Source organism: Rhodopseudomonas sp. BR0C11, assembly GCF_010820945.1.
GTDB lineage: Bacteria > Pseudomonadota > Alphaproteobacteria > Rhizobiales > Xanthobacteraceae > Rhodopseudomonas > Rhodopseudomonas palustris_H.
On record NZ_QTKI01000433.1, the window covers coordinates 1 to 3,876 of the forward strand.

The following is a 3,876-nucleotide window of genomic DNA, read 5'->3' on the forward strand; positions in this document are numbered from 1 at the left end:
GGATGAGGAGCCGCAGGGCTTGCGGCACATGGTTCGAGACGGCGCTTCGCGCCTCCTCACCATGAGGTTCTGCAAGCTGCGACCGCTAAGAAGTGCGGTCCTGATTCCGTCGAAATCAGAAATGCTCAAAAACGTCGATGCCCGGCACGAGGCCGGGCATGACGCGGAGTTGAAGAGGGAAGACGGCACGGCGATCAGGCCGCGCGCACCGTATCGAGGAACCGGGTGACCTCGATCTTCAGCCGGCTCGATTCCTGTGACAGCGACTGCGCCGCCGACAGCACCTGGGCGGAGGCCGAACCGGTCTCGGTGGCGCCACGCTGCACGTCGGTAATGTTCGCCGACACCTGCTGGGTGCCATGCGCCGCCTGCTGCACGTTGCGGGAGATTTCCTGGGTGGCGGCGCCCTGCTCCTCGACCGCGGCGGCGATCGCCGACGAAATCTCGGACATCCGGCCGATGGTCATACCGATCTCGCGGATCGCATTGACCGACTCGTTGGTCGCCGACTGGATTCCCGAAATGTGCTGGCCGATTTCGCCGGTGGCTTTCGCGGTCTGCTCCGCCAGCGCCTTGACCTCGGCCGCCACCACCGCGAAGCCGCGGCCGGCCTCACCGGCGCGCGCCGCCTCGATCGTGGCATTGAGCGCCAACAGGTTGGTCTGGCCGGCGATAGTGTTGATCAGTTCGACGACGTCACCGATCCGGCTGGCCGCTTCCGAAAGATCACCGACGCTGTCGTTGGTCTTGCGTGCCTGGTCCACCGCTTCCGAGGCGATCCGCGAGGACTCCTGCACCTGACGGCTGATCTCGGTGATCGACGACGACATCTCCTCGGTCGCGGAGGCGACCGACTGAACGTTGGTGGAGGCTTCTTCGGACGCCGCGGCGACCGAGGTCGCCAGCTCCTGGGAGCGATCGGCGGTCGAGGTCAATGTGCCGGCCGAAGCTTCCAGCTCGGTGGAGGCCGACGATACCGTCTCGACGATTTCGCTGATCGCGGATTCGAACTGCCGGGTGGCCGCGTCGACCCGGTGGCCGCGCGCGATCTTTTCCTCGGCCTCGCGGGCTGCGGCGAGATCGGCCTCGCGCTTGGCGATCAGCGCTTCCTTGAAGATCTGCAGCGAATCCGCCATCGCGCCGATTTCGGTCGACTCGCCGCGATGCGGCACCTCGGCAGCGAGATTGCCCTGGCCCAGCGCCTGCATCGGCTCGATAATCGACGCGATACCGCGGCTGATGTCGCGGATCACCAGATAGCTGGCGATGAACCCGAATGCGATCGTCAGCACCAGAATGGTGACGACAATCCAGATGGCCGCACTATAGGCTTCGGCGGCAATCGCGGTGGACTCGTCCGCCCCCTTGGTATTCAGCTCGGCATCCTTCTGCAAGACAGCATCGACCCGGCTGCCGATCGGGCCCAGCGTCTTCGTGAGGTACTCGCCCAGCTCGGCGGTGGACTGACCGACACTCTTCCGCGACAGTTCGATCGCCTTTTTGGCGCCATCGAAATAGATGTTCAGCTCCCGGCTAAATTCTTCATAGAGAGCCTTTTCTGCCGGGGAGGCGATCATCTTTTCATAGCTGCGCCGCGCCTTGTTGATGGCTTCTTCGACGCTGGAAATCCGTTTTTCGGCAGTCGCCTTGCCTTCCGCCGTCGCTTCCATCGCATGAGCCCGCAACGTGACCCGATACATGGCCAATGAGGTGCGGATATCGCCGAGGACGCGAACGCTCGGCAGCCAGTTGGTCGCAATATCAACCGTCGAGTCGTTCAGGGTCCGCATCTTCAGCAGGCCAAGCCCACCGATCCCCGACATGGCCACGAGGAGCAGCGCCACAAGCGCGATGATCTTGGTGCGAATCGAGAGTCTGGAAAACATCGGCATCTACTCGGCTGATGGAAGACCAAATAACAGGAATTGGTACGACACCGCGCGCCACAGCGAGCACAGGGGCGCAGTCACCGGTCCAATTCTGGAACCAATGTGCAGCTTGCAGATTGAGGGGGGGTTAAACCACGCCCCCGTAGAACTACTGAACAAGTAGGACGACTGGAGGACTGCGCGACGCCGGAGCTTATTAGCAGTCGGGACGGCGGTTTTCCTCGCGATGGATTCGGTCAGAACGGCTGTCCAATCACAGCGCGCATGGCGGCATTGCAGAATAGTTGATGCGCTCCCTGAGCCGAGCTGGACGCATTCTGAGTATCAGGTTCACTTTCTTGGAAGCCAGGCGCCCGAACTAATCGATGGCGCACCAACAAACAGTCAGATACCGCACCATTCTCGGACAGCAATCAAAAGCAAATGGCCGGGACAGAGCCCGGCCATTTGGTCGTTGAGCCTAGCGCCTTCGCAGATCTTGCAATCCGCGGGACCACCGGGCGGTTAGGCAGCCCGCACGGTGTCGAGGAATTTGGTAACTTCGACCTTCAGCCGGTTGCTGTCCTGCGACAGCGACTGCGCGGCGGAGAGCACCTGCGACGAGGCGGAGCCGGTCTCGGTGGCGCCGCGCTGCACGTCGGTGATGTTCGACGAGACTTGCTGGGTGCCGTGCGCAGCCTGCTGCACGTTGCGAGAGATTTCCTGCGTAGCCGCGCCCTGCTCTTCCACCGCCGAAGCGATGGTCGAGGCGATTTCCGACATCCGGCCGATGGTCTGACCGATCTCCTTGATGGCGTCGACCGACTGACCGGTCGCGGTCTGGATGCCGGTGATGTGCTGGCTGATCTCGCCGGTGGCCTTGGCGGTTTGCTCCGCCAGTGCCTTCACTTCGGCCGCCACCACCGCGAAGCCACGGCCCGCCTCACCGGCACGCGCCGCTTCGATCGTGGCGTTGAGTGCCAGCAGGTTGGTCTGCCCGGCAATGGTGTTGATCAGTTCGACGACGTCGCCGATCCGGCTGGCGGCGTGCGACAAGGTGCTGACGCTTTCGTTGGTCTTGCGGGCCTGATCCACCGCGTCGTTGGCGATCCGTGACGACTCCTGCACCTGCCGGCTGATCTCGGTGATCGACGAGGTCATCTCTTCGGTCGCCGATGCCACCGACTGGACGTTGGTGGAGGCTTCTTCCGAGGCTGCCGCCACGGAGGTCGCGAGCTCCTGGGCGCGTTCGGCGGTCGAGGTCAGCGTGCTGGCCGAGGCTTCGAGTTCGGTAGAAGCCGACGACACGGTGTCGACGATCTCGCCGATGGCGTGCTCGAACTGCCGGGTCGCGCTGTCGACCCGCTGGGCACGGGCGATCTTCTCTTCGGCCTCCTTGGCGGCCGCGGCATCGGCATCGCGCTTGGCGACCAGAGCCTCCTTGAAGATCTGGAGTTCATTGGCCATGGCGCCGATTTCCGTAGGCTCACCGCGATGAGGCACTTCGGCAGTCAGATCACCACGTCCGAGCTGCTGCATCGGCGTGATGATCGACGCGATGGCGCCGATGATGTCACGAATGACCATGTAGCTCGCGATCACGCCGAACAGGATTGCGACGCCGAGGATCGTCATAACTATCCAAAAAGCAGAGCTGTAAGTTGTGGCGGCTGTCCTAGTCGATTCGTCCGCCCCCTTGTCGTTCAGATCGATGTCCTTCTGCAGAAGAATATCGACGCGATTACCAATGGGCTGAAGGGTCTTTGAGATGAACTCGGCTGCCTCTGGAGAAAAACGCCCGGCCGATTTTTTCGACATCTCAATCACCGCCTGAGACGCTTCAAGATAGGAACTCCACTCCTTCTTGAACTCCTCATAAAGCTGCCGCTCCTCCGGCGAGGAGATCAATGGTTCATAAATCGCCTGATCCTTTTTGATCGCATCAAGCGACTTGACGATCCGCACATCGGTTTCCGCCTTACCTTCGGCGGAGAGCTCGATCAAATGC

At 62.3% G+C, this 3,876-nt stretch carries 2 protein-coding genes and 1 pseudogene; 1 reads left to right on the forward strand and 2 read right to left on the reverse strand.

The annotated features are described in order from the left end of the window. Nucleotides 1–229, forward strand: a pseudogene (locus tag DYI24_RS28140) (hypothetical protein); the annotation flags it as partial. Here DYI24_RS28140 and DYI24_RS22830 read toward each other — a convergent pair. Beyond that, nucleotides 195–1,886, reverse strand: a complete 1,692-nt coding sequence (locus tag DYI24_RS22830) for a methyl-accepting chemotaxis protein (protein ID WP_164573957.1) — start codon at nucleotides 1,884–1,886, stop codon at nucleotides 195–197. The pseudogene DYI24_RS28140 and the gene DYI24_RS22830 overlap by 35 nt on opposite strands. A 507-nt stretch (nucleotides 1,887–2,393) precedes the next feature. Further along, nucleotides 2,394–3,876: methyl-accepting chemotaxis protein (locus DYI24_RS22835; protein WP_164573958.1), on the reverse strand; the 1,483-nt coding region annotated here is incomplete at its 5' end.